The sequence below is a fragment of the Mesorhizobium sp. USDA 4413 genome (assembly GCF_056280365.1).
This window is the reverse complement of sequence record NZ_JBVPRP010000001.1, coordinates 3,146,709-3,170,497: the sequence shown is the minus strand read 5'-3', so window position 1 is coordinate 3,170,497 and position 23,789 is coordinate 3,146,709. Positions and strand designations below refer to the sequence as shown.

Annotated in this window: 24 protein-coding genes; 10 read left to right on the top strand and 14 right to left on the bottom strand. The window is 63.9% G+C overall.

Features of this window, described 5'->3' with window-relative positions; genetic code table 11:
• Positions 1-2: 2 nt before the first annotated feature.
• From ccmI to ACVMIM_RS15100, 6 genes are all read right to left on the bottom strand, one after another.
• Complete coding sequence (gene ccmI, locus ACVMIM_RS15125) at positions 3-1,139, bottom strand: c-type cytochrome biogenesis protein CcmI (RefSeq protein ID WP_476112890.1); 1,137 nt, start codon at positions 1,137-1,139, stop codon at positions 3-5.
• 130 nt (positions 1,140-1,269) lie between these two features.
• Positions 1,270-1,707 (bottom strand): hypothetical protein, encoded by a 438-nt coding sequence (locus ACVMIM_RS15120; RefSeq protein ID WP_476112888.1) that lies wholly within the window; start codon positions 1,705-1,707, stop codon positions 1,270-1,272.
• Positions 1,704-1,844 (bottom strand): hypothetical protein, encoded by a 141-nt coding sequence (locus tag ACVMIM_RS15115; protein ID WP_476112886.1) that lies wholly within the window; start codon positions 1,842-1,844, stop codon positions 1,704-1,706. The genes ACVMIM_RS15120 and ACVMIM_RS15115 overlap by 4 nt, the downstream gene beginning before the upstream one ends.
• The gene (locus tag ACVMIM_RS15110; RefSeq protein WP_476112885.1) at positions 1,844-3,232 is read right to left on the bottom strand and encodes an ATP-binding protein; all 1,389 of its coding nucleotides are present in this window, start codon (positions 3,230-3,232) and stop codon (positions 1,844-1,846) included. The genes ACVMIM_RS15115 and ACVMIM_RS15110 overlap by 1 nt, the downstream gene beginning before the upstream one ends.
• Positions 3,233-3,254: 22 nt before the next feature.
• The gene (locus ACVMIM_RS15105; protein ID WP_041002188.1) at positions 3,255-3,920 is read right to left on the bottom strand and encodes a response regulator transcription factor; all 666 of its coding nucleotides are present in this window, start codon (positions 3,918-3,920) and stop codon (positions 3,255-3,257) included.
• A 63-nt stretch (positions 3,921-3,983) separates the two neighbouring features.
• Positions 3,984-4,283 carry a hypothetical protein gene (locus ACVMIM_RS15100; RefSeq protein WP_041002190.1) on the bottom strand — a complete coding sequence of 100 codons (300 nt, stop codon included), beginning with the start codon at positions 4,281-4,283 and terminating at the stop codon, positions 3,984-3,986.
• 218 nt (positions 4,284-4,501) lie between these two features.
• On the opposite strand from ACVMIM_RS15100, the gene ACVMIM_RS15095 reads away from it, so the two are divergent.
• The gene (locus tag ACVMIM_RS15095; protein WP_476112884.1) at positions 4,502-4,888 is read left to right on the top strand and encodes an ester cyclase; all 387 of its coding nucleotides are present in this window, start codon (positions 4,502-4,504) and stop codon (positions 4,886-4,888) included.
• Between the two features lie 13 nt (positions 4,889-4,901).
• On the opposite strand, the gene ACVMIM_RS15090 is transcribed toward ACVMIM_RS15095, so the two are convergent.
• From ACVMIM_RS15090 to ACVMIM_RS15080, 3 genes are all read right to left on the bottom strand, one after another.
• Positions 4,902-5,288: a DUF3168 domain-containing protein gene (locus tag ACVMIM_RS15090; RefSeq protein ID WP_476112882.1), complete on the bottom strand. Its 387-nt coding sequence runs from the start codon at positions 5,286-5,288 to the stop codon at positions 4,902-4,904.
• Positions 5,289-5,451: 163 nt separating this feature from the next.
• The gene (locus ACVMIM_RS15085; protein ID WP_476112880.1) at positions 5,452-7,005 is read right to left on the bottom strand and encodes a trimethylamine methyltransferase family protein; all 1,554 of its coding nucleotides are present in this window, start codon (positions 7,003-7,005) and stop codon (positions 5,452-5,454) included.
• 118 nt (positions 7,006-7,123) lie between these two features.
• Complete coding sequence (locus tag ACVMIM_RS15080; protein WP_476112878.1) at positions 7,124-9,535, bottom strand: GcvT family protein; 2,412 nt, start codon at positions 9,533-9,535, stop codon at positions 7,124-7,126.
• Positions 9,536-9,646: 111 nt separating this feature from the next.
• Between ACVMIM_RS15080 and ACVMIM_RS15075 the strand changes: the two genes are divergently transcribed.
• From ACVMIM_RS15075 to ACVMIM_RS15055, 5 genes are all read left to right on the top strand, one after another.
• Entirely contained in the window at positions 9,647-10,279 is a 633-nt protein-coding gene (locus ACVMIM_RS15075; protein ID WP_278049586.1) for a TetR/AcrR family transcriptional regulator, read from the top strand.
• 170 nt (positions 10,280-10,449) lie between these two features.
• Positions 10,450-12,606: a transglycosylase domain-containing protein gene (locus tag ACVMIM_RS15070; RefSeq protein WP_476112876.1), complete on the top strand. Its 2,157-nt coding sequence runs from the start codon at positions 10,450-10,452 to the stop codon at positions 12,604-12,606.
• 80 nt (positions 12,607-12,686) lie between these two features.
• Positions 12,687-13,271, top strand: a complete 585-nt coding sequence (locus tag ACVMIM_RS15065; RefSeq protein WP_476112874.1) for a DUF1214 domain-containing protein — start codon at positions 12,687-12,689, stop codon at positions 13,269-13,271.
• Positions 13,264-13,812: a DUF1254 domain-containing protein gene (locus ACVMIM_RS15060; protein ID WP_476112872.1), complete on the top strand. Its 549-nt coding sequence runs from the start codon at positions 13,264-13,266 to the stop codon at positions 13,810-13,812. The genes ACVMIM_RS15065 and ACVMIM_RS15060 overlap by 8 nt, the downstream gene beginning before the upstream one ends.
• A 393-nt stretch (positions 13,813-14,205) precedes the next feature.
• Entirely contained in the window at positions 14,206-15,207 is a 1,002-nt protein-coding gene (locus ACVMIM_RS15055; RefSeq protein WP_476112870.1) for a DUF2336 domain-containing protein, read from the top strand.
• Positions 15,208-15,213: 6 nt separating this feature from the next.
• Here ACVMIM_RS15055 and ACVMIM_RS15050 read toward each other — a convergent pair whose 3' ends face one another.
• The 3 genes from ACVMIM_RS15050 to ACVMIM_RS15040 form a co-directional block, all read right to left on the bottom strand.
• Complete coding sequence (locus ACVMIM_RS15050; protein ID WP_476112868.1) at positions 15,214-15,561, bottom strand: DUF1491 family protein; 348 nt, start codon at positions 15,559-15,561, stop codon at positions 15,214-15,216.
• 71 nt (positions 15,562-15,632) lie between these two features.
• The gene (locus tag ACVMIM_RS15045; RefSeq protein ID WP_476112866.1) at positions 15,633-16,421 is read right to left on the bottom strand and encodes a peptidoglycan-binding domain-containing protein; all 789 of its coding nucleotides are present in this window, start codon (positions 16,419-16,421) and stop codon (positions 15,633-15,635) included.
• The gene (locus ACVMIM_RS15040) at positions 16,396-18,132 is read right to left on the bottom strand and encodes a sensor histidine kinase (protein ID WP_476112864.1); all 1,737 of its coding nucleotides are present in this window, start codon (positions 18,130-18,132) and stop codon (positions 16,396-16,398) included. The genes ACVMIM_RS15045 and ACVMIM_RS15040 overlap by 26 nt, the downstream gene beginning before the upstream one ends.
• A 556-nt stretch (positions 18,133-18,688) precedes the next feature.
• Between ACVMIM_RS15040 and ACVMIM_RS15035 the strand changes: the two genes are divergently transcribed.
• Entirely contained in the window at positions 18,689-19,081 is a 393-nt protein-coding gene (locus tag ACVMIM_RS15035) for a DUF5330 domain-containing protein (protein ID WP_476112862.1), read from the top strand.
• Between the two features lie 259 nt (positions 19,082-19,340).
• Positions 19,341-19,769, top strand: coding sequence for a SufE family protein (locus ACVMIM_RS15030; RefSeq protein ID WP_041002215.1), 429 nt, complete (start codon positions 19,341-19,343; stop codon positions 19,767-19,769).
• A gap of 75 nt (positions 19,770-19,844) precedes the next feature.
• Here ACVMIM_RS15030 and ACVMIM_RS15025 read toward each other — a convergent pair whose 3' ends face one another.
• Positions 19,845-20,270: a Ros/MucR family transcriptional regulator gene (locus ACVMIM_RS15025; RefSeq protein WP_027164827.1), complete on the bottom strand. Its 426-nt coding sequence runs from the start codon at positions 20,268-20,270 to the stop codon at positions 19,845-19,847.
• 418 nt (positions 20,271-20,688) lie between these two features.
• Complete coding sequence (locus tag ACVMIM_RS15020; protein WP_476117237.1) at positions 20,689-21,057, bottom strand: SH3 domain-containing protein; 369 nt, start codon at positions 21,055-21,057, stop codon at positions 20,689-20,691.
• A gap of 107 nt (positions 21,058-21,164) precedes the next feature.
• Between ACVMIM_RS15020 and ACVMIM_RS15015 the strand changes: the two genes are divergently transcribed.
• Entirely contained in the window at positions 21,165-23,276 is a 2,112-nt protein-coding gene (locus tag ACVMIM_RS15015) for a S9 family peptidase (RefSeq protein ID WP_476112859.1), read from the top strand.
• A gap of 112 nt (positions 23,277-23,388) precedes the next feature.
• Positions 23,389-23,778, top strand: a complete 390-nt coding sequence (locus ACVMIM_RS15010; protein ID WP_476112857.1) for an SET domain-containing protein — start codon at positions 23,389-23,391, stop codon at positions 23,776-23,778.
• Positions 23,779-23,789 lie beyond the last annotated feature (11 nt).

The following is a 23,789-nucleotide window of genomic DNA, read 5'->3' as shown; positions in this document are numbered from 1 at the left end:
CCTTACTCCGTCGCTGTCACGCCGAGCGAGGCGGCGAAGGCGGTGAATTTCTTGGCCTGTTCACTGTCGGCGCCAAAGGCGGCGACAGCGCGGCCGAGCGCGTCGCGCGCCTTTTCGGCCTTGCCAAGCACGACATAGGAACGGATGAGCCGCATCCATCCTTCCTCGTCCCGAGGGTTCTGCTTCAATTTGTCGTCGAGTCCGGCGACCATGGTCTCGATCATCGCCTGCCGGTCCTGCAGCGACATCTGTTGCGCGGCTTCCACCTGCTGCGCGTCTGGGCCGTTGGCTGGCGTGGCATCGGCGACAGCGGGGCCGCCCGCTTCGCCAAGCGCCTGCTGGACGGCGCTGCGCCAAGGTGAATCCGGCGCGAGCTGGCCGAGCATCTTTTGCCAGGCGGCGACAGCCTCGGCCTTCCTGCCTTCCTGTGCCAGGCCGACCGCCAGGTAGAAATTCGCCTTGGCGTTGGCCGGGTCGAGCTTCAGGGCCGCTTCGAAAGCATTTTGGGCGTCCGCCGAAACGATGCCACCGGCAGCGCTGGCGATCGCCTCGCCAAGGCCCGACTGGCGCACGGCGCTGTCGCCGTCGAGGCGGATGGCGTTGCGGTAGGCGGTCACGGCGTCGGGAAAGCGCTGCAGCCGAAGATAGATCGGCGCCAGCACGTCCCAGCCCTTGCCATCGGACGGATTGGCGGCGAGATGGGCTTCGGCGCGGGCGACCAGCTCGTCGACCGAGGAGTCGGCCGGGTTCTTGGCCAGACGTTCGGCCAGTGGCTGGGAAGGCAGATCGGGAGAGCCGAGCATGCCGTAAAGCCCCCAGCTCAGCAGCGGAACGGCAAGCACGGCCATGCTGGCGACCCATTTGGCACTGCGCGCAGGCTTGGGCGTTGCCGCGCCCGGCTGCATAGCCGCGGCCAGACGCAGGATGCGCCGGCCGATCTCGGCACGCGCCTCCTCGGCCTCCCCCGGCTGGATCAGGCCGCGCGCCATGTCGCGGTCGAGCTCGGAAAGCTGGTCGCGATAGACTTCGAGATCGTGATCGCCGGCCGGCGACGCGTCCTTCATGCCGCCGGTAAGCGGCAACAGCACCGCCAGGCTGGCACCCAGCGTGAGGATTGCGGCTATGACCCAGAACAGCATGCCTATTCCAATAACGGCAGAGCCCTGCCCTGCCAACACGACCATCGTGCGACGCTTTGACGGCGGGCGCGCCGCTCGGCCTTGATCGAGGTCAACCTGAGCGAATAATTAGGCGCGCCCGACTTGTCTTCTAGGTCAGCGGCGTCCAGCTGCCGTCGGCGTTGCGGCAGGCAGTGCCGCGCGCGGTGACGCCCGCGCCGCCGGTATAGACGGTGTGGGTGTACTGGCGGCAATCCTGGGAGCCGACCCGGTAAGGCTGGGCGGCGACGACCTCGCCATAATGCGAGGAGTTGTCGCTCTTCCACGTCACCTTCTGGCCGCTGGTGTTGTATTCCAGCGCCTTGTACTCCGCTTCCAGGCCCTTGCGCTTTTCGGCATCGCTGAGGCCCGAACCGATCGATCCGCCGATAAGCCCGCCATTCATGGCCGAAACGATGCCGGTCGAGACCTTGCCGCCGGTCGGCGGCGTGGAAACAGGCGTAACAGGAGAGGTCGGACCACCCCTGCCCAACGTCGTGCAGCCGGAAACGGCGAGCAGGGCGGAAACGAGCGCGACGCGAATCTTCATGCCGACAACCGGTTCTCTTCAGCGGGATGGAACTGGATGGACTGGGGGCGCGCCATCAGGAGGTTTTCATCGCCATAGTGTTGATATTTGTCGGAAATTTGGCCGTTGGCGGCCGCGCGTAAATCGATAAGGAACATCACTGAAGGCTCCGCAATTTCACCACCACCCGCAAGCCGCCCATGCCGGACCGTTCCAGCGCCAGCGAGCCTCCATACTCGTTGACGAGGTCGGCGACAATGGCAAGGCCAAGCCCTGTTCCCGGCTTCGTCTCGTCCAGTCTCTTGCCACGCTTCAATACCTCTCGCGCGCTGTCCTCGGGAATGCCCGGGCCGTCATCCTCTATAACGATTTCAAACAGGTTGCCGCTTCCCGAGATAGTGGCGACCGTCACGGCGACGGCGGTCTTTGCCCATTTCATCGCATTGTCGAGCAGATTGCCGAGCAGCTCCTCGAGATCCTCGCGCTCGCCGGCAAAGACGATCTCGTCCATCGGCAGGGACAACTGCAGCCTCGTTTGCGGGTTGAGCTTGCGCAGCACGCGCACCATGCGCTCGACCAGCGGCACAACCGGCGTGCGGAAGACGACGCTGTCGCGCTGCGCGGCGACGCGCGCGCGCTGCAGATAGTGATCGACCTGTTTCTGCATGGAGGCCACCTGCTCGGCGATCAACTGGCCCTTGGTCCCGCCGAGGGCTCGGCCCTCATTGATCAGCACGGCCAAAGGCGTCTTCAGCGAATGGGCAAGGTTGCCGACCTGGGTGCGCGAGCGCTCGACGATACGCCGGTTGTTCTCGATCAGCGCGTTGGTCTCATTGGCCAGCGGCTCGATCTCGGCCGGGAAGCTGCCATCGAGCTTCTGTGCGGTGCCTTCGCGCACCATGGCCAGCGCATTGCGGACCCGGCGCAAGGGCTGGAGACCCAAGAGAATGGCGATGGCGTTGATGGCGATCATGCCGACGCCGAACAGCGAGAGATAGGTGAGCAGGCGGCGCTGGAAGCTTGCGATCTCCTGCTCCAACTCGCTGTGGTTGCCCATGACGCGGAAGCGGGCCGCGCGGTTCTTGGCGTCGAGAACGAACTCGCTCTCGAACACTTCAAGCTGCTCGCCCTTGATGCCTTCCATCGAGTAGCTGCGCTGGAAATTCGAGTTGAACGGGACCTCCGCGACGCTCGGCGACAGGAGCGAGGTCGTCATCGAGGAGGAATGGATTTCGCCATGCACGCCTTCGGAGGCGGGCTCCACCGACCAGTACCAGCCGGAATTCGGCTCGGAAAAGCGCAAGTCGCCGAGGTCGGGCGAGCCGGTCAGCGCGCCGTTGTCGGAAATGCCGACGGAGCCGATCAGGTTGAACAGATGCGCGGAAAGCAGGCTGTCGAAGCCGCGTTCGCTGGCCTGGCGGTAAAGTGTGGTGATAAGGGTGAAGATGACGACCAGCGTCAGGATCGCCCAGATGGTCGAAAAGGCGATGACGCGAAAGGTCAACGAGCGCGGCCAGAGCCGCAGCCTTGAAAGCCACGTTCTCATCGTTGGCTTCAGCGGTTCCGCGTCACGCCTCCGGCTCACGCATGCGATAGCCCATGCCACGCACGGTTTCGATCATGTCGATGCCCATCTTCTTGCGAAGCCTGCCGACAAATACCTCGATGGTGTTGGAATCGCGGTCGAAATCCTGGTCGTAGAGATGCTCGACCAGTTCGGTACGCGACACCACCTCGCCCATATGATGCATCAGATAGGCGAGCAGCCTAAACTCGTGCGAGGTGAGCTTCAGCGGCACGCCATTCACGTCGGCCTTGGAAGCCTTGGTGTCCAGCCGCAACGGCCCGCAGGTAAGCTCTGACGAGGCATGGCCCGCCGCGCGGCGGATCAGCGCCCGCACCCGGGCCAGCACCTCTTCGATATGGAAAGGCTTTGTCACATAGTCATCGGCGCCGGCGTCGATGCCGGCCACCTTGTCGCTCCAGCGGTCGCGCGCGGTGAGGATCAGCACCGGCATCTTGCGCCCGCCGCGGCGCCAGCGCTCGACGACACTGATGCCATCCATCTGCGGCAGGCCGATGTCGAGGACGACGGCATCGTAAGGTTCGGTGTCGCCCAGGAAATGCCCCTCCTCGCCGTCATAGGCACGGTCGACCACATAGCCGGCATCGACCAGCGCATCGGCCAGTTGCCGGTTGAGATCCTTGTCATCCTCGACGACGAGCACGCGCATGGGTTGAAGCCTGTTGTTGAATAGACGTATAGGCCGATTCCGCCAGCCAGGGAAACGAGAGGGTCAGTCCATCGGGACGACGATTTCCGAGCGGCGCGGACGCTGTCCATCTTTGCCGGGAACGAGCACCACGATGACGCAAACCTGCTGGCCGCCCCGCGTCGCCTGCGAGGCCTTGGCCAATGTGCCGCCGTTCTGCGCGGCGACTTGCTGGCCGATGGCGTAGCAGTCGTTGGCCGCAAGCACCACCGGCTGATCGACCGACGGGTCGATGACCGGCATTGCCGTCGTCTGCGACGCAAAGAGGCTGGTTGCGGCAAGCGTCAGCACTGCTTTGCGGAGGTGAGAGCCAAGATTTTTCATGATCACGGTTCTAACGCATATGGGCTGAACGTGAAATGAACGGTGAACGATCGAATATTCATGCCCGCCACCCCCTGCGCGCGCCGATGCCAAGGCTCCCTCAAGCCGGCTTTGAATTCATAGCCGGAAAAACAGTCGATCCGCTACGCTTTTTGGCCCGCCGATTCCGCGCCTTGCGTTAACTGGTGTAGAAACGCCGGACGGCCATGGAGGATGCGATGACGCGCGAGGATATTGCCGATCTTTACCGGGGCTACATCGCCTGCCTGAATGACCAGGATTGGGACAATCTCGGCCGCTTCGTCGGCGAGGAGGTGCAGTATAATGGCGAGACGATCGGGCTTTCGGGCTATCGCCGCATGCTGGAGGGCGATTTCGAGGCGATTCCCGACCTTCGTTTCAACATCGAGCTTCTGATCTCGGAGCCGCCGCGCGTCGCGGCGCGCCTGCATTTCGACTGCCGCCCCAAGGGTGTGCTGTTCGGATTGCCGGTCTATGGCAAGCGCGTCAGCTTCGCCGAGAACGTCTTCTACGAATTCCACGACAGCCGCATAAGGGAGGTCTGGTCGGTCATCGACAAGGCGGCCATCCAGGCACAGCTCTGAAACCCGCAGCCGCTCAGATAGCTTCCTGCGTCAAGGCGCGGAAACGCAGCAATCCATGATGGACCGCAAGGTCCTCGTCGTAACGCGCATCGGCGAATTCCAGCGACAAGCAAGTCTGGCCGCGCGGACCGATGGAAAGTGCCGCGCCATCGAGGCGCGCCTTGATGCTGTCCATGATGAGCCGCGTCTCGGCTTCTCCTTGAGCCTTCGACCAGATGTGCAAAGTGATCAACTGGTCATTGTCGTTGTCGGCTCCGGTCTCGAGATCGAAGGCGCTGGTGCGGCCGTAGGTGACGTGCGGATAGGCGGCCTTGGCGTCGGCGCGCTCGAGCAGGCCGGCGCCGCCGAGCAGCGCCGACAGCGACGCATCGGTCTTCAGCCTCAGGAATAAAGCCTGCATCAAATCGCCAGGCGCCGTCATCTACCGTCCATCGCCAACACATGTCTCCGCACCGCGGCCAACCTCGGCAAAGTAGCCGCGCTCGCGATCGGATGCCAGACCGCGAATCGGTTTGACTATAGCGTGAGGGCGAAGGTCTCGAATTTATTACGTTTTCGTCAAATCACGAGACCGGTGCTGCGCCGCCTTCCTCGGTGCGCTTGGCAATGAACTCGTCGAGCACGCCGGCGGTAGCGGCAGCGAAGGCCGGCGGCTGGAAATCGGAAAGTATCCGCTTCCAGATGCCGGTCGCGCGCTCCGTCGCCGTCTTCGAACCGGATTGCGTCCAGTTGCCGAAATTCGACCAGTCGGCGACCAGCGGCTCGTAGAAAGCGGTGCGGTAGCGCGCCATTGTGTGCGCGGCCGAGAAGAAATGGCCGCCGGGCTGAACTTCGGCGATGGCCTCGAAGCCGACGGCGTCGGCGTCGCCCGGCGTCGTGGCGCAAAGTTCGGCGACCGTCTGCAGCGCCTCGATGTCGGTGATCAGCTTTTCCAGGGAGACGCTGAGACCACCTTCCAGCCAGCCAGCAGCGTGGATGCAGACGGTGGCGCCGGCCAGCACCGAGCCCCATAGTGCAAACTGCGTCTCGTGCGCTGCCTGCGCATCGGAGACGTTGGCGGCGCTGCCGCCGCCGGAGCGCCAAGGCAGGCCGGTGTAGCGGGCGAGTTGCCCAGCCCCAAGCGTCGCCTTGATGTGTTCCGGCGTGCCGAAGGCCGGCGCGCCGGACTTCATGTCGACATTGGAGGAGAAGGAACCATAGACCACCGGCGCTCCGGGCCGCACGATCTGGGCCAGCGTCAAACCGGCCAGCGCCTCGGCATGCTGCAAGGTCAGCGCGCCGGCGACGGTGATCGGCGCCATCGCGCCGGCCAGGCAGAAAGGCGTGATGACCAGGACCTGGCCGGCCTTGGCGAAGTCTATGATGCCTTGCGCCATCGGGATATCCAGCTGACGCGGCGAGTTGGTGTTGATGACGGTATAGCAATGGGCGCCGGCGCGGAATTCGTCCTGAGATAGGCCACGCGCAAGGCGGATCATCTCGAAGCTGTCTTCGACCTGAGGCGTGCCGCGGGCGAAGATGAAGGGGAATTTGTCCGAGAGCGTCAGTTGCGCCCGGTTGACGGCATAGTGGCGGAAGCGGTTGTCGATATCCTGCGGCTCGACGCAGGGCCCAAGCATGTGCAGCACGTCGAAATGCTGGATCAGCTTGGTGAATTCCTCGAAGGCGGCGAGCGTTCCCGGCCGGCGGCCGCGCTCGAGATCGGTGACGTTGGGCGCGCCGGAGCCGGCCAGGAAGGCCATCGAGCCGAGCTCGAGCGTGAGATCGCGCGAGCGGTCGCCGGCGAGTGCCAGAATGGAGCGCGGAGCCGAGGCAAGTGCTGCCTCGACCATGTCGGGGCCGATCCTGACCATCTGGATGTCTTCGTCGACCAAAGCGCCGGCCTTGGCATAGATGGCGCGGGCCTCGGGCAGCAGCACCTTGATGCCGAGCTCCTCCAGCACGCGCAGCGCGGTAGCGTGGATGGCCGCGACCTGGTCGTCGGAAAAGATCGGCTGCGGCAGGAAGGGGTTCTTCAGCGACCGGTAGTTCGGGTGCCGGCTAGACTCGCTGCCCGCCTCGCCAGTGCGCCCCCGCCGGCGCTCGCGCCTTAGATCCCGTGCGGCCTCATCGATCATGGCGGTTCCTCCTTGGAACAGGATGACTTTCCTTCGAAACGTCATCCCGTTCCATCTTGTCCTCTTGTTTGAGCATGATCTTTTCCGAAAACCGGTTCCCACTTTTCAGGATCATGCTCTATCGCCGCATCGCCTTGCCTTCAGGGTCGTAGGGCGATGCCGCGATGACGCGCGCCGGCCGTTCGACTCCGACAATGTGTACGGAAAGTTCTGTCCCCTCCCCGGCGAAATCGTCATCGAGCAACGCCAGGGCGACGCTCTTGCCGAGGGTATAGCCATAGCCGCCGGAAGTGACGAAGCCGACGCGCCGGCCCTTATGCCAGACCGGCTCGAAGCCGCTGGCATCCGCGTCGACAGCGTCGACCTCCAGCGTCACGATCCGCCGAGAGACGCCGTCCTCGCGCTCTTTCAGCGCCGCCTCGCGGCCGATGAAATCGCTCTTGTCGAAAGCGATGAAGCGGTCAAGCCCGGTCTGGCCGGGCGTGTAGCCTTGCGTGAATTCGCGCGACCAGATGCCGAAACTCTTTTCCAGCCTGAGCGAATTCAGCGCGTAATAGCCGATCTCGGCGAGGCCGAGGTCTTCGCCGGCGGCAAGCAGCGTCTCGCGCAGGGTCGAATGCAGGGTGGCCGGGCAGTTTATCTCGAAACCGAGCTCGCCGGCAATGGATAGCCTTGCCACCCGGGCACGCACCATGCCGATGTCGAACTCGCCGCACGCCATGAACGGCAAGGCTGCCGCGGAGACGTCCTGATGCGTGATGCGTTCGACGATCCGTCGTGCGTTCGGACCGGTGACGAGGAAACCGGATGTGGCGTCCGAGATGTCGGTGACGGAGACGCCTTCGGCGATATGCGCCTCGAACCAGCGCATGTGGAATTCGCGCAAATAGTAAGAACCCATGATCCAGTATTCGCCGCCGCCCCAGTTGAGCACGGTGAGATCGCCCTTCAGCCGGCCGTCGGGCCCAAGCATCGGGGCAAGCTTCGCGCGGCCGGGCTTCGGCAGCCGGCAGGCGAGCAGCCGGTCGAGCCAGGCCTCTGCGCTGGGGCCTGACACGGCATAGCGCGAGAAGGCCGTAGTATCGACGAGGCCGGCAGCACGACGGACCTGCAGCACCTCGTCGCCGACGATCTCGAAAGCGTTGGAGCGCTTCAGCGTCGTCTCCTCCCGGAACCCCATCGGCGCGAAATAGGCCGGGATCTCCAGGCCCCAGGACGCCGTCCATTCGGCTCCGGCGGCGCTCATTCTGTCATAGGCGCCTGGGCGCTTCAGCGGCCGGCCTGCAGGCAGGCGCTCGTTGGGGAAGGTCATGACGAAGCGGCGGGCGTAGAACTGGCCGGTCGTCTGCCTGAGATACTCCCGGTTGGCTGCGAAGGCGCCGTAGCGGGCGATGTCCATGCCGAAGATGTCGGCTTCCGGCTCGCCGTAAATCATCCACTCGGCCAGCGACTTGCCGACGCCCCCGCCCTGGCTGAAGCCGGCCATGACGCCGCAGGCGACCCAGTAGTTTCTCAACCCCCTGACCGGGCCGACCAGCGGATTGCCGTCCGGCGTGAAGGTGAAGGCGCCGTTGACCCATTTGCGGATACCGGCGTTAGCCAGGCAGGGAAAGCGCTGATAGGCCTTGGCAAGCTCGAGACTGATGCGATCGATATCCTCCGGGATCAGCTCGATGCCGTAATCCCAAGGCGCGCCGTCCATGTTCCAGTGTTTCGGGTTCTGCTCGTAAACGCCGAGCAGCACGCCCTTCCGCTCCTGCCGCAGATAGGAGAAGCCGTCGAGATCGACGGCCAGGCCGAGTTCCTTGTCGAGCGCCGCTACCTCGGGGATTTCCTCGGTGACGAAATAATGATGCTCCATCGGCGTGACCGGCAGGTCGACGCCGGCCATCAGCCCGACCTGCTTGGCCCAAAGGCCGCCGGCATTGACGACGTGCTCGGCGACGATCGTGCCTTTTTCGGTGACGACGTCCCAGCCGCTATCGGCGCGTTGCTTCAATTCGACGACGCGGTTGCGCAGGATGACGTCCGCACCACGCTTCTTCGCGGCGCCGGCATAGGCGTGCGTGGTGCCATAGGGATCGAGATGGCCCTCGTTGGAATCATAAAGGCCGCCGAGCACGCCATTCACATCGACGATCGGGCAGATCTCCTTGATTTCCTCGGGCGTCACCAGCCGAGCCGTCTCGATGCCGACCGACTGGAACACCGCCCAGGCCGATTTCAGCCATTCCCAACGCTGCGGGTCGCTCGCCATGTTGACGCCGCCGGTCATGTGCAGCCCGGCATTCTGGCCGGACTCGGCCTCGATCTCGCGATAGAGCTTGATCGTGTAGTCCTGCAGCGCCGCCACATTGGGATCGGCGTTGAGCGCGTGGAACCCGGCCGCCGCATGCCAGGTTGAGCCGGCCGTCAGCTCGGCGCGCTCGATCAGCGCGACATCGCTCCAGCCAAATCGCGTCAAGTGATAGAGCACCGAGGCGCCGACCACGCCTCCTCCGATGACCACTGCCCGATAATGCGATTTCACGAGCCTCTCCCTCTCGTTGGAGGCCCTTACGATATACACTCTGGACATTTGTGTCTAGACACTTCTGTCCAGAGCTTGCGCGCCGCCGTGCGCCGTGCCACTTGTTCGGCCATGACCATGACCGCTCCCGAGCCGGCGCCCGGCAATATCAAGGTGACCCGCGCGGACTGGATCAACCTTGCGCTGGAAACGCTGATTTCCGACGGCATCGAGAGCGTGCGGGTGCTGACTTTGGGACAGAAGCTCGGCGTCTCGCGCTCGAGCTTCTACTGGTATTTCGAAAGCCGGCAGGACCTGCTCGACCAGCTGCTCAAGCATTGGCACGAGACCAACACCACCGCGATCGTCGAGCGTGCCCGCCGGCCGGCGGACACCATCATCATGGGTGTGATGAACGTCTTCGAATGCTGGGCCGACGAGCGCCTGTTCGACCCGCGGCTCGACTTCGCTGTCCGCGAGTGGGCAAGGCGCTCGGACGATGTGCGGCGCATGATCGATCGGGCCGACGAGGAGCGGCTGCTTGCCATACGCGACATGTACCGCCGGCACGGCTATGAGAGCGAGGATGCCTTCATCCGCGCCCGCGTCCTCTATTACATGCAGATCGGCTATTACGTGCTCGACCTCAAGGAGCCGGTAGAGGCGCGCGTCAGCCATCTTGCCGCCTATCTGCGCTCCTTCACCGGCCAGGAGCCGACCGAGGCGGATGTGGCGCATTTCATGCGCTTCATCGCGGCGCGGTGATACCGATCGGTCGTTAACGGCCCGCGTATTTCCAATCAACAAAGCTTGTGCTGTGGCTTCGCTGCCCTTGTGGGCGGTGATAAAATGATCGAATAGTTTGACAGGGGCGCCACCCTGAAACTGCCCGCATGCTGTTTTCGGGCGAAAGCGCATTGGGGCGGAAGTCTGGAATGGGAAGTCCTTCGAAACCACGCAGGAGAAGAGGCCGGATCGCCTCGGCGGCTCTTGCTGTCGACGCCTGGCTCGATTCCTCTCTCTATGAGATCAGCTTCAAAGCGCGCGAATTCTGGGAAGCGGCGACCATCTTTTCCCGCCGTTTCCGCGTGCGCGGCTGGCGCCGCGCCATCATCGAGGTGCTGAGCGAAGGCTTCACCATGGGCGCCGGCGGCTTCGTGGTGCTGTTGGCGCTCGCCATGCCGGCCTTCGACATCACCGCCGGCGACTGGCGCAATCAAGGCGACTTCGCCGTCACCTTCCTGGACCGGTACGGCAACGAGATCGGCCAGCGCGGCATCATCCAGCGCGATTCCGTGCCGGTCGACGAGATGCCGGACATCGTCATCAAGGCGGTGCTGGCGACCGAAGACCGGCGTTTCTTCGACCATTACGGCATCGACATCCTCGGCCTGTCGCGCGCGCTCTTCGAGAATATGCGCGCCAATTCGGTGGTCCAGGGCGGCTCCAGCATCACGCAGCAGCTCGCCAAGAACCTTTTCCTGTCCAACGAGCGCACATTGGAGCGCAAGATCAAGGAAGCTTTCCTGTCGCTGTGGCTGGAAGCGAACCTGTCCAAGAAGGAGATCCTGCAGCTCTATCTCGACCGCGCCTATATGGGCGGCGGCACGTTCGGCATCGAGGCGGCGGCGGATTTCTATTTCGGCAAGAGCGTCAAGGATCTGAGCCTTGCCGAAGCGGCGATGCTGGCCGGCCTGTTCAAGGCGCCCACCAAATACGCCCCGCATATCAACCTGCCGGCGGCCCGTGCCCGCGCCAACGTCGTGCTGTCAAACCTGGTCGATGCCGGCTTCATGACCGAGGGCCAGGTGCTGCAGGCGCGGCTGCATCCGGCCGACGTCGTCGACCGCGGCGAGCAGAAGAGCCCGGATTATTTCCTCGACTGGGCTTTCGACGAGGTGAAGAAGATCGCCAAGCCCGGCCAGCATTCGCTGGTCGCCCACACCACTTTCGACGCCAACATTCAGAAGGCCGCGGAAGAGTCGGTCGAGTTCCATCTCCGGCAGTTCGGCAAGGAATACAACGTCACCGAAGGCGCGGTGGTGGTGATCGAGACCAACGGCGCGGTTCGCGCCATCGTCGGCGGCCGCGACTATGGCACCAGCCAGTTCAACCGCGCCACCAAGGCGCTGCGCCAGACCGGTTCCTCCTTCAAGCCCTATGTGTATGCCACCGCCATGGAACACGGCTTCACGCCGGATTCGGTCGTTTCGGGCGGCGCGATCAGCTGGGGCGGCTGGTCGCCGCACAATTACAATGGCGGCTCGGCCGGCAATGTCACGCTGCTCACGGCGATCGCCAAGTCGATCAACACCGTGCCGGTGCGGCTTGCCAAGGATTATCTGGGCATCGGTCCGATCAAGGCGATGGCGGAATCGATGGGTGTCGAATCGCCGCTGGAATCGCACAAGACCATGGTGCTCGGCACATCCGGCATGACCGTGATGGACCAGGCGACCGGCTACAGCGTCTTTGCCCAGAACGGTTTCGTCGGCTCCCGCCATGGCATCACCCAGCTCGTCACCCGCACCGGCGAGGTGGTCTATGACTGGGCCAAGGATGCGCCGCCGCCGCACCGCGTCCTGTCGGAAAAAGCGCTGAAATACATGAACACGATGCTGGCGGCGGTGCCGGCCATCGGCACGGCGCGGCGGGCCCAACTGCCCAACATCGTCGTCGCCGGCAAGACCGGCACCACGCAGTCCTATCGCGACGCCTGGTTCGTCGGTTTCACGGGCAATTACACGGCCGCGGTCTGGCTCGGCAATGACGACTTCACGCCGACCAACAAGATGACCGGCGGCACGCTCCCGGCGATGGTCTGGCAGCGGCTGATGGTCTATGCGCACCAGAACATCGACCTGAAGCCGATCCCCGGTCTCGATCACCCCTGGGTCGATCCGGAGGTCGCGGCCAAGGCCGAGGAAGCGGCGAAGAAGGAAGCCGACGCGGCGGCGGCGCAAGCCGAGGCCGAGCGCCCGCCGGTGCTTTCCGGCCGCACCAGCCAGACGCTCAGGGACATGACCAAGGCTTTCCACGCTGCGCCCGTGCTCAGCGCCCCCGCTTTGCCGGAGACGCTTTCGGCGCTTTAGGGTGGCCGGCGCGTGAAGCCGGCTTGCCACGGCACCCCGCGCCGCGATATCCCGGGCAATCTCCTCTGTTTGCGGCCCTCATGCTCAAGAACGCCATCCTGACGCTGCTTTCGCTTGCAATAGCCATCGGGCTTGGCGGCTACAGCGTCTGGTATGCGCTCAATGCGCAAGACGGCGTCGGCGCGATCCGCATCGGCCAATGGACTGCTTTCCCCGAAGTCGGAACGCTCAACGCCGACCCCTATTCCAAGGCGCGCGTGGCACGCGAGGGCGTGCTGGCGCTCGGCCAGGCCGAAGGGCTTGCCTTCGTCGCCGAGCGCGACGATGCGGGCGAGCTGCTGAAACGAGAATGCACCTACACGATCGAAGGCGGTTATCCCACCGCCCGCTTCTGGACGCTCTATGCCGCCGACCGGTCGCTTGGCGTGATCGACACTGGCAAGCCGAGGCAGTCGGCATTGCAATCCTACGAAGTGCTGCGCCGGCCCGACAATTCCGTCGTCATTTCCGTCGGCAGCCGACCGGCGCCCGGCAACTGGCTGCTGACCGGCGGCTCCGGCAAGATGTATTTCGTGCTGACCTTCTACGACACGCCGATCGCCTCGAGCACCGGCCTCTCGGACGTCACGCTGCCGCGCATCCTGAAGGCGGGCTGCAATGCGTAGCCTGCTGCATGCCCTGATCCTCGGCCTGCTCGGCGCCGGCATCGTGCATATCGTCGTGCTGTTCCTGGTGCCGGAATTTTCCGAACGCGATGCCTGGTCGCGGCTGGCGATGGCATCCGACCTCTACAAGATGACGCGGCTCGACGCCGAAGCCGGCGGCGCGCCGGTGGTGAAATCGGTCGATCCGCTGTTTTACGCGGCCGCCTGTCGCTTCGATCTCTCGGACGGGCTGGTCAGGATCAGAGCGCCGGGCGACGTGCCGTTCTGGTCGGCTTCGGTCTATGATCGAAGCGGCCACAACATCTATTCCTTCAACGACCACAACGCCAATGGCGAGAAGCTCGATGCGGTGGTGCTGACGCCGGCGCAGATGATCGATGTGCGACGCGACCTTCCGGAGGATCTGCAGGGTGCGATCTTCGTCGAGGCGCCGATCGAGAAAGGCATCTTTGTCGTCCGCGCCTTCGTGCCGGACGAGAGCTGGAAGCCGATCGTATCGCGCTTCCTCGAGCAGAGCGCCTGCGAATTGCAGGACTACTGAGAAAACGACCAGGTCAGTGATGCGGCTTGGCAGGCGGCGGAGAGCCTGGCCTGTCGGAGCCGCTGTCGCCCGGCCGGGCCTCTTCGGCCTGCGGACGCAACTCATAGCGGACGCCGGGGAAAATGATGACCGCCGCCGCCGTGGTGTCGTGACTTGCTCGATTTACAGGTGCCGTACGCGGCACAAAAGGCAGGACCATGCCCATGGTTCGCGCATTCCTCTCGGTTTGACCGGAGCACAACGCAACGCCTCCAAAGTCGATTAAGGGCGTAGAGGGTTAACGGAGCGCTAACGGATCACGGCTAATTTGATGTTTGTTTTTCCTGAAGACGCGAAACCGGCCCGGCCGGATTGCGCGGTTCGGGATTGTGTCGAGTGTCGGGCGTATCCTCCGTGTCATCTTCGGATTTCAGGCAAATCGCTATCCGGACCGAAGCGGGAAAGGCCGAAAGGCTATTCCGCGCCGCCGTGTCGGCTTTCTGCTCGCTGACACGCCCCTCACGCCGCGAAATCGCCCAGCTCGAAGACCTGACGCTGCCGCTGTTCGACCAGGTCTCGGTCGAATCGCGCCGCTATGTCGCCGCCGCCCTTTCCGAATGCGACTACGCGCCGACAGCCCTGGTGCGGCGGCTGTCCGAGCAGCCGGTCGAGATCGCAGCACCGCTGCTCACCCGCTCCAACGCGCTGAGCGACATCGACCTCATCGCGCTGATCGGCCGACACGGGCTGCCGCACGCGCGCGCCATCGCGCGGCGCAAGGAGCTCAACCCGACGATCGCCGACCTGATCCGCGCGCTGGAAAGACCGACGCTGGTCAAAACGCGGCCACCCGAGACGATTACCAGGCTCGCGCCGAAACCGGAGGCCGCAGTCGAGGCGGATGCCGACCGCCCGGCGCCCGGCCAGACAGCGGAGAACGCGCGGCGCCGCCTGCGGTCGATGATGCGCCCGACCGGCGACACCGCCGACGTCAACACCTTCCTCGGCCAGCCGGCCTATGTGAAACTGCGCGAGACGGCGCTGACCGGCAACGCGGCCTTCTTCCAGACCGCCCTTGCCGATGCGCTGGGAATCGACTTCGCGACGGCCCGCTCGGTGACCGGGCAATCGAGCTATGCCGCATTGCTTGCGGCGCTGCGCGCCCTCGACCTTAGCGAAGACAGGGCTTTCCTGATCGCGGTCGCGGTCTATCCCGGCGAGTTCCCGCATCCGCAGGCGATCCGGCTCTTCCTCGACCGCTATCGGCTGCTGCACCGCGAGGCGGCGCTCGACAAGGTACGCGCCTGGAAGGCGGAGACCCTTTCGCGGGCGATCCGCGCCGATGCTGCCGATGCACCCGAGCGCCTCGACGTGTCGAACAGCGACGAGGCGACCGCCGGCCTCAAGGCTTCCTGATCCGGCCTATTCCGTCTTCACCGAAAGAAGCTCTTCGACCGGAACGGTACCTGCCTCGATCTCGACCACCCAGATGTCGGGATCGAATTTCTTCTCCCGCTCCAGCCGCGCATCGAAGGCCGAGCTGTCGTCGCTTGAATCGAGCAGGGTGAAGAAGCGCTCGTCGGGCTTGGCCGAATCGTAGCTCGTCTGCGGCGCCGGCCCATAGAGGGCCACCTCCCCCAGACGTCCGCGCGACAACACGAAGACGGCCCCCGCCTCGGTCGCGCCGCGCTTGACCACGGCAGCAAAACCGCCGGCGCCGAAGACGCGGCGCAGAAGCGCCGAGACCCAGAGATCGGTGGTTACGCGCATGAAAAGCTTCCGGATGTCATGCGCGGTTTCTTACAGCAAGGATGAAGGACCCGAAACGACCTCACCGTCGCTCAATTCGTCAGGCCGATCTCGCGCATCTTGACGTAGACCGCCTCGTCCGGCTCGCCGGTCTCGGGCAGGCCGAACAAGGCCTGGAATTCCTTGATCGCGGCCTTGGTGCGGGCGCCGACCTTGCCGTCGAGCTGCATGTCGTTGTTACCGAAGGCCTTCAGGCCAGCCTGGATCTTGATAATGCGGGCATCGGGCGATTGCGTGGCGCCATCGGCCGGGGCGGAGACCGGGATCACGGGCGGCTTGGCGGCCGGAACGGCCACGCCCTCGGCCGGCCGCGGCGCCGGGTGGGGAATGGCCGCCGTCGTCTGACGGGCGCCAAGCTGGTCGAGCAGCGCCCCGTCGATATCGCCCGAGCCGGGCAGCCCGACTTTCAGCTGGTAGGCCTGGATGGCCTTGCGGGTCGCCGGGCCGGTAAGGCCATCGACCGTGCCGTCGTAGAAGTTGAGATCCTTGAGAATGCCCTGCACCTGCTGGACGACCGGGTCCGGCTTGGCCGCCGGCTGCGGCGGTGGCTGGCGCACGATGTTGATGGTGGTTTCCGGCTCGTTCGAGACGGTGTGCGGGAAATTCTCGATGCTGCGGGTGGCGAAGAAGGCGCCGGTATGCGGAAAAGGCTGATACCAGAGCGCATTGGCCGAGACATAGAACAGCGTCACCAGGAAGGCTGTCGAACCGCCGACCAGGACCGGGTTGCTTGCGATCAGCTGACCGACCGCGACCGCGCCCTCGGCAAGGACGCCGCGCTCGGGTTCGACCACCTTAGGCCGTTTTGCGGAGCGAGCCATTTCTCTCCCCATCTCTATCCCCCTTCGGCCTCGCCGCCGGCATGGCCAGCACGCCTGAAGGCGCACCGGAATGCCGCTTCGGCCCGTTCACCGGCAGGCCGATCGTCACCGTGGTGCCCTCACCCGGCGCGCTCTCGATGGACATCGTCCCGTCGTGCAGAGCCACCAGGCCCTTGACCAGCGACAGGCCGAGCCCGGTTCCCTCGAAGCGGCGCGTATAGTCGTTCTGGATCTGCATGAACGGCTTGCCGAGATTGGCCATATCCTCCTCGGCGATGCCGATGCCGGTGTCGCTCACCCAGAAATGCAGAAGCGAGCCGACGCGCTTGGCGCCGATCACCACGCTGCCACCATCGGGGGTGAACTTGACGGCGTTCGAGGCGAGATTGATCAGGATCTGCTGCACGGCGCGGCGGTCGGCATAGATCTCGCCCGCGTCCGGCGCGATCTGCGTGGCAACAACGATGCCCTTGGCGTCGGCCAGCGGCCGCATCATCGAGCGGCACATGTCGACTGCCTCGACGAAGCGGAACGGCTCCAGCTCGGTCGCATAGGCGCCCGCTTCGATGCGCGAGACGTCCAGGATCGAGGTGACGACGGACAGAAGATGCTGGCCGGACTCCCTGACCAGGCCGACATATTCCTTCTGGCGCGGATCCTTGAAGGCACCGAACATCTCATGGAGCAGCATGTCGGAAAAGCCGATGATGGCGTTGAGCGGCGTGCGCAACTCGTGGCTGACCACCGCAAGGAAGCGGCCCTTGGCCACTTCGGCGGTCGCGGCCGCCTCTCTCGCTTCCGCCAGCTCCTCGCGCAATGCCGTGACATCGTCGTTTTCCTGCAGGACCAGGGTGAAGACGTCACGGTCGGCCTCGCCGCGCAGCAGCTCGAGGCTGAAGGGGCGGAAATTGTCGGCGGCGCTCGAGCCCTCGCGCGGCAGGCGGATGCGCAGGTCGAGCCGGCGCTTCGGAGCGCCATCCCGCATGTCGGCCAAAGCGGTGAGATAGGCGACGCGGTCGGAAAGATGGATACGGTCGAAAAGGCCGGTGCCGAGCAGGAGCTCCGGCGCCAATTTCAGAATCGAACGCGCCTTGGCGGAGGCGTCGAGCACGTCGCCCTGGCGCCCGAGGCGCAGGACGACGGCGTCGATGACGTCCTCGAGACGATCGCCCACAGGCTCCATCAGTCGCGAGCCTGCCGGGTTGGCGAAGGCGGCAGCTCGCGGCAACAGCGTCAGCGCCCAGGCGAACGGCAACAGCCAATGCCAGGCGGCGATTTCGCCCGACGGCAGGACATGGCCGGCAAAGGACTGCAGCACGATGGCGGCAAGGGCCGCCAAGACCCCCGACAGCGCGGCGCGCCGCGACCCCGAGACCCACCAGGTCTCGACCGGCAGAGCGACGGCAAGCAGAGCCACCGGCGAAGCCAGTCCACCCGCCGCGGCAATGGCGCCGGCAAGGGCAAGGCCGCCCAGCGCGACAGCCATGCGGCCGGCGAGCGCCATATGGCCGGTGGCCGCCACCAGAAGCGCGGCGAACCAGCACAGGCCGAAAGCGGTAAAGATCGCGGCCATCGTGACGGCCGCGCCGAGGCTGGACGTGACGAGCGTGACCGCGGCGCCCGCGGCAAGAAACGGAGCGGCGAGCATGACGCCGATGAAGCGGCGCTGGCGCAAGCGTTCGGCCTCACCCGTCACGGTCGGGTGAACCATGCGTTCGCAGCCGGCTGAAACCGCGCCGGGCAATTGAACGTATCTGGCTGAAATCGAACTCAACGCACGCGAACCCGGTCGTAAAAATGCCCTGCCCGGCAGGGTGACTCATCAATGACTTGAAACTCGCATCCAGCGTTTAAGGAATGGATAAGGCTGGCGGGGACCGGCGACCGGCCCGAGGCAAATATTGTGATGCCGGCCTTACAAAGCGCGCCGAGTTGGCACCATGGTAAACGGCGGGTTAGCCGCGAGGCCTGTGCCAAAACGGGCCTCAACTTGATCCGGCTAACCGCTTATGGATACAAAATCCTTTAAAAACAATGGGATGTATGGTTATTGTAAAGTTAACGCAGACGACGAGATTCGAGACAAGTCCGTTTCAAAACCAATTCCTTTCGAATTTGCCTAAAATTTGAGGAAAATTCGCGGCTTCGATGCAAGCCGTCTTTTGCGTGACTATGCCACTATGCTGCCGATAAAAGAGGTCATGCCAACGGATGCATGATCCGTCACGGATGGATGCGTCATCCATCCTGGATGAGAGGTAGGTAAGATGGGCTTTCTGATCAGGATGGCTTTCTGGTTCTCGCTGGTTCTGCTGGCGCTGCCGCTCGGCGTCGGCCCGGGCGAGGACGGCCAGCAGAGCGTCGGGCCGATCCAGGCGTTGTTTGCGGCGCGCGAGGCGGTCGGCGACATTGCCGGGCTCTGCGAGCGCAAGCCCGACGTCTGCGAAACCGGCAAGTCGGCCATGTACACCATCACCGTTCGCGCCAAGGAAACCGCCAAGATCGCCGCGGCCATGATCGACGACAAGCAGTCCGGGCAGGCAGGCACGCCCGAGACGAAGATCGCGGACGGCTCCGTCACGACCACCGGCAGCGTCGCCGAGGACATCGTGCTGCCTGCCAAGGTCAACATTCCGGTGATGTTGACGGCGAAGAACTGAATTCTTTCCAGCCGTTCGCTCTTTTTCTTTGATTTGGCGCAAGTCCGGACGGAAGGCTACGGCGAAGTCGCCGAGCCCAAACGCTACGCAGTTTTCCTGGAATTGCTCTTTTTCTTTGATTTTGGGGCAATTCCGGACGGAAAACCGCTACGCACTTTTCCTGGAATTGCTCTCCGCCGCGGGCCCGTCCGACCTCTCGACGCCCGCGGCGTTTTTCTTTTTCCGTGACGCGGCAATGCCGGGTCACTATATGCGGGCAATGACGACCCCGATCCAGACCATCCGCGACGACTTTTCCCTGCTCGACGAGTGGGAGGACCGCTATCGCTATGTGATCGAGCTTGGCGAAGGCCTGCCCCCCTTTCCCGAGGCGGAACGCACGGCCGCTAACAAGGTGCCTGGATGTGTGAGCCAGGTGTGGCTCACCACCGAGCAGGGCGCCGGCGCCGATCCGGTGATCCGCTTCCAGGGCGATTCCGACGCTCATATCGTGCGCGGCCTCGTCGCCATCATGCTGGCGCTGTTTTCAGGCCGGCATGCAAGCGAAATCCAGAACACGGATGCCGAAGCAACGCTAAAGGAACTCGGCCTCGACGAGCATCTTTCGCCCCAGCGCGCCAACGGACTGCGCTCGATGGTCAAGCGCATCAAGCGTGACGCGGAAGCGGCGTTGAAGCAGACGGCCTGATCCGGCCCATATCGCTTCGCTTTAAAAGCAAAACGCCGCGAGGGCGCCGTCCAACTGCTGAAGGACTGAAGCCTGTCAGCGGCCCTTGCGCTTGCGGCCAAGGCCCATTTTCTTGGCAAGCTGCGAGCGGGCGGCAGCATAATTGGGGGCGACCATCGGGTAATTGGCGTCCAGGCCCCATTTCTCACGGTACTCTTCCGGCGTGAGATTGTAGTGGGTCATCAAATGCCGCTTCAGCGACTTGAACTTCTTTCCGTCCTCGAGACAGACGATGTAGTCGTCATGGACGGAGCGCTTCGGGTTGACGGCCGGCTTCTGCTTCTCGGCCGACGGCTGCTCCGGCGAGCCGCCGACGCGGCCCAACGCGGCATGGACGTCGGCAATAAGGTTCGGCAGTTCCCCGACCGGCACCGGGTTGTTGCTGACATAGGCGGCGACGACATCGGCGGTCAGCTCGATCAGCGCATCACCGTTTTTCGAAGGTGTTTCGACGATTTCCATAGTGCTAAGGCCCCAACGAGAGTTGTTTCTAAAACTGCGCCCTTTTTTCTGAGATCGGGCATCGCGCGAATTTCGTCCAGGAAAGCCTGCGATTCGCGTCGCGTTATCTTAATGGCGCCGTATTGCAAGTAAGTCAATTCGCATATTGACTTATATTAGCCGATATTCATCAAATATTGCCGATTCAGCTTCAAAAATTCGTGCGGCGTGAAACTTCGCGAGATTTTTCTGGTCAGACCAGCATGCCATGACGTTGGGTCATCCATGTGTTAGACATCCGATCGTGCCTGGACAGGACGTTCAATGCTTGGTCAATGCTTGGGCACCTGTTGCGCCCGCATAACGAATCCTGCGGCGCAACGAAGCGCAATGACGCCGCCTTGGCGGCTGAGCCGACAAGGCGGCCCAATAGGATCCATCAGTAAGGCGCAATATATTTGCCGTAGACCCAGCCGGTGACGAAATGACCGTTCTGGGCCGGATCGTGCCAGACCTCACACCAGCGATAGCGGATCGCCTGGCGCTGCTTCCATTGCGGCTGCCGGGCGATATCGAGCAGGTTTGCGCCACCGGTGCAGCGGCCGGTCATCTGCAGCACGGTGCCGTTCGGATAGGCGGCCTGTTTTTGCGATCCGTTGGACGGATATTTCCGTGCATTGAGCGTGTCGCCGAACGGCACGCCCGCCACTTGCCAGGCGGCAAAGACGGTTGCATGAGACTGGCTGGAAAAAGCCAGACCCGATGTAGCGACGGCAACTGCTATGGCGATAGGAACACAGGATTTCATCTTTCCCCCTTCAACTAGCTTCTGAAGACCAACTGGACCGCACCCCTTGAACCGCCGCTGAGCGGCGCGTTCATTCGGCATTCAAGCAAATCCCGCAGCGAGACGTAATGACCAGAGCTTCCGCCTTGACTTCCGCTTTCCCGGCCGCCAGCCCGCCGGCCCCTGAGAAACATCCGGTTTCCGACACGCATCACGGCATCACCCGCAGCGACGACTATGCCTGGATGCGGGCCGAGAACTGGCAGGCTGTGTTCCGCGACCCTTCCCTGCTCGACGGCCGCATCCGCGCTCATCTCGAGGCTGAAAACGCCTATCAGGCGGCGCTGATGGCCGACACGGCGGATCTGCGCGGCAAGCTGTTTGCCGAGATGAAGGGGCGCATCAAGGAAGACGATTCGACGGTGCCGATGAAGGACGGGCCCTATGCTTATGGCTCTTCCTTCCGGCAGGGCGGCGAGCAGCCGCGCTATTTCCGCACGCCGCGCGACGGCGGCGTCGAGGAGATCCTGCTCGACGGCGACAAGGAGGCCGAGGGCAAGACCTACTTCAGGCTCGGCGGCGTCGACCATTCGTGCGACCACAGGAAGCTGCTGTGGGCCTTCGACGACAAGGGCTCGGAATTCTTCACGCTGCGCGTGCGCGATCTCGCGAGCGGCAAGGACCTCGCCGACCAGATTCCGGATACGGGCGGTGGGGGGGTCTGGAAGGCCGGCGACGATGGCTTCTTCTATACCCGTCTCGACGACAACCATCGCCCGTCGAAAGTGTTCTTCCACGCGCTCGGTGACAAGTCAGAGAACGACCGGCTGATTTATGAGGAAACCGACCCGGGCTACTTCATGGATGTCAGCGGCACGCGCGCCAATGACTGGATCATGATCGGCATCAACGATCATGAGACTTCGGAATACCGCCTGCTGCCGGCCAATGATCCATCCGCCGAGCCGAAGCTGGTGGCAGTGCGCGAGACCGGACTGCAATACGATCTGGAAGAAGGCGGCGACATCTTCTTCATCCTCACCAATGCCGACGGCGCCAAGGATTTCAAGATCATGACTGCGCCGGCCGACAATCCGGTGCGCGCCAACTGGCAGGAACTGGTGCCGCACGAGCCCGGCCGGCTGATCCTCTCCGTGCTCGGCTTCAAAAATCATATGGTCAGGCTCGAGCGCAAGGACGGCCTGCCGCGCATCGTGGTGCGCGAGCGCGCCAGCGGTGAGGAGCATTTCATCTCCTTCGACGAGGAAGCTTTCTCGCTCGGCCTCTCCGGCTCCTATGAATACGACACCGAAGTGATGCGGTTCACCTATTCGTCGATGACGACACCGGCGCAGGTGTTCGATTATAACATGCGCAGCCGCGAACGCGTGCTCTTGAAGACGCAGGAAGTGCCCTCCGGCCACGATCCGGAGCACTATGTGACGCGCAGGCTGATGGCGCCGGCAACCGATGGCGAGCTGGTGCCGATCTCGCTGCTATACCGCCACGACACGCCGCTCGACGGTTCCGCGCCATGCCTTCTTTACGGCTACGGCTCCTACGGCATCACGGTGCCTTCCGCCTTCAACACCAACTGCCTGTCGCTGGTCGACCGCGGCTTCGTCTATGCCATCGCGCATGTGCGCGGCGGCAATGACAAGGGTTATGGCTGGTATGACGACGGCAAGCGGGCAAAGAAGATGAACACCTTCACCGATTTCATCGCCTGCGCCCGCCATCTCGTCGCCGAGCGCTACACGCAGCACGACCGCATCGTGGCGCAGGGCGGCTCCGCCGGCGGCATGCTGATGGGGGCGATCGCCAACATGGCGCCGGTGGATTTCGGCGGCATCGTCGCCGAGGTGCCGTTCGTCGACGTGCTCAGCACCATGCTTGACGCCACCCTGCCGCTGACGCCGCCGGAGTGGCCGGAATGGGGTAACCCGATCGCCTCCGCCCCCGATTACGAGACGATCGCAGCCTATTCGCCCTATGACAATGTGGCGGCGCTCGACTACCCGCCGATCTTGGCGCTGGCTGGCCTCACCGATCCGCGCGTCACCTATTGGGAGCCGGCGAAATGGGTGGCGAGGTTGCGTGAACGCAAGGCCGGCAGCAATCCCGTCCTGTTCAAGATTAATATGGAGTCCGGGCATGCCGGCGCCTCCGGCCGGTTCTCCCGGCTGGAGGAGATCGCCTATATTTACGCCTTTGCCTTGAAAGTGACAGGCAAAGCCTGATTTTCCGCTCGCAATCCGCAAGACCGCGCGTTACGCAATGCACGGTCGTCCCGGGCGCGGTCATTTGGATGCCGCGTTCGGGCCGGCCAGTCTCTGTTCAACAAGGTTCGTCATGCTTCTCGTCGACACCTATCTCGACAAATCGTCCATCCAGGGAATCGGCGTCTTCGCCAGGCATCGCATTCCGAAGGGAACGCTGATCTGGAAGCTCGACCCGCAGTTCGACCGGCGCATTCCCGTCGACACCTATGAGAGCCAGACGGGACCGGTGAAATCCTATCTCGACCGCTATTCCTATCCGGACCGGCACGATCCGAGCTACATCGTGTTCGAAGCCGACGACGCGCGCTACATGAACCACGACGACGATCCGAACTGCGACGTCTCCTCACCCGAGGAGACTTACGCGCTGCGCGACATCGCGCCTGGCGAGGAACTGACCTGCAACTACAATCACTTCTTCGAAAACGGCTTCGACTTCCTGGGCGACCGCCACCCCTAGCGGCATGAGCA